We start from the raw sequence: 1,979 nt of genomic DNA, 5'->3' as shown, positions 1-1,979 counted from the left end.
ACCGCAGGACGCTGACGATAGCTGGTGAGCCCATCGCATTCATACACCAAGAGCTCTTCCTGGCGCAGGATCACCCGACTCTTGCCCACCACGGCGGTAAAATCCTGAGCGATCGCTGACCAGTTGATGCTGGTGGAACTGGGGGGCTTGGGCATCCGGATGGTCATGGGGATCGCGTCCTAACACAGTATGGGAATCGCAGGGGAGCCGTGCCACCGTCCGTCGTCTGGGGACAGGCTAGCGGTAGAAAGATGGCTGTACTCAAATGCTACCGTGAGCAGCCTAGAACGGCTAGGGATCAGAGGCATTGATCCCCCAGAGATTTTCCCCTAGAGTCCATAGATCAGCACAATCAGCAGCGGCGTCACAATAGAGAAAATGAGACTAAGCGGTGCTCCCACGCGGGTAAAGTCTAGGAAACGATAGCCCCCTGGCCCGTAGACCATGGTATTGGTTTGATAGCCAATTGGGGTCATGTAGCTATTGGATGCGGCAAAGGTGACGGCAAACATGAAGGCAAAGGGATTGAGACTCAGGGCGCGAGCTACCTCTACGGCGATCGGCAGCATGAGCACCACGGAGGCATTATTAGACAGGATTTCCGTCAGCAACGATGTGGCCACATAGAAGAGAAAAAGAATCCAGTATCCAGGCAAATTGCCTCCGAGGGCTAGGAGTCCTTGGGCGATCCATTCCGTAGTGCCTGACTTTTGCATGGCAATGCCTAAGGGGATCAAGCCCGCTAGCAGAAAGATAATGTCCCAACGAACGGCACCGTAGATCTCACCAGGTTTCAGGCAGCCTGTGAGCACCATGGCCACCACGCCAGCTAAGGCCGTGACCATAATCGGTGCAACATTGAAGGCTGACAGCACGATGACCGACAAAACAATGGCTACGGAGATCCAGGCTTTGTCGGCTCGCAGGTTTTCAATATCCCGCTGCTCTAGCACCAGCAGCTCCCGCGTGGTCTGCAGACCGAGGATGCTATCCCTTGGCCCTTGCACCAACAGCACGTCGCCGAAGCGCAGGGGCACTCGCCCTAGCCGCTTGCGCAACACGTCTTCTCCACGACGAATGGCGAGCACGGTGGTGTTGTAGCGTTGGCGAAACCGGATTTCCTTGAGGGTTGCGCCGCTGAGTCGAGAATTGGAGAGGATCAAGACTTCCGCAACCTGTTCTTCCCCAGAGCTAATTTCAGAGGCTAAGCTCTCGCCGCCAAACTGCACTTCGGGCAAGATATCGAGCCCCCGCTCTTCCCGGATACCCAGTAAATCTTCTCGACTGCCCCGCACGATTAAAATATCCCCTGCAGCGAGCACTTTGTCTGCAAGGGGTTGGGGAAAGTGGGTATTTTCGCGAATGATTTCTAGAACATCAATATCAACTTTGCGCTGCAGTTGGCTAGCACGTAGGGTTTGGCCAATCAGGCTAGATCGGGCAGAGACGACCACTTCACTGACGTAATCATTCAGCTCATAATCGCGTCCGAGAAATTCACCACGGGGTGGTTTGCGGGCAGGCAGGAGGTTGGGGGCTACAAGGGATAGGTATGCCATACCAATGCTGAAGACAATGATCCCCAGGATGCTGAACTGAAAGAGAGAAAACTCGCCGTAGCCCAGTTGAGCCGATATCCCGCTGGCCAGGACGTTGGTGGAGGTGCCAATGAGAGTGAGCATGCCTCCCATAACCGTGGCGTAGGAAAGGGGAATCAGCAGCTTGGAGGGCGATCGCCCTTGAACCTTGCACCAGTCTTCCACAATCGGCAGGAACACGGCGACGACGGCAGTGTTATTGATGAAGGCTGTAATCGGCCCCACAATCATGCCCATGACGAAGATTTGTTGGGAAATGCGTTGACCGCCCCAGTCAATCAGCCAACTCCGCACGACTTGGATCACCCCTGTGCGAGCAATGCCAGCACTGAGGATAAACATGGCCATGACGGTGATGGTGGCTGAGTTGCCAAATCCTGA

Annotated in this window: 1 protein-coding gene; it reads right to left on the bottom strand. The window is 55.2% G+C overall.

From position 1 onward, the window contains the following. Positions 1-329: 329 nt before the first annotated feature. The coding region (locus tag V6D20_16415) for an SLC13 family permease (protein HEY9817364.1) at positions 330-1,979 on the bottom strand (1,650 nt) is incomplete at its 5' end.

The organism is Candidatus Obscuribacterales bacterium (genome assembly GCA_036703605.1).
Taxonomy (GTDB): Bacteria; Cyanobacteriota; Cyanobacteriia; order RECH01; family RECH01; genus RECH01.
The sequence above is the reverse complement of the archived record's forward strand: the minus strand, read 5'-3'. Positions and strand labels throughout refer to the sequence as shown.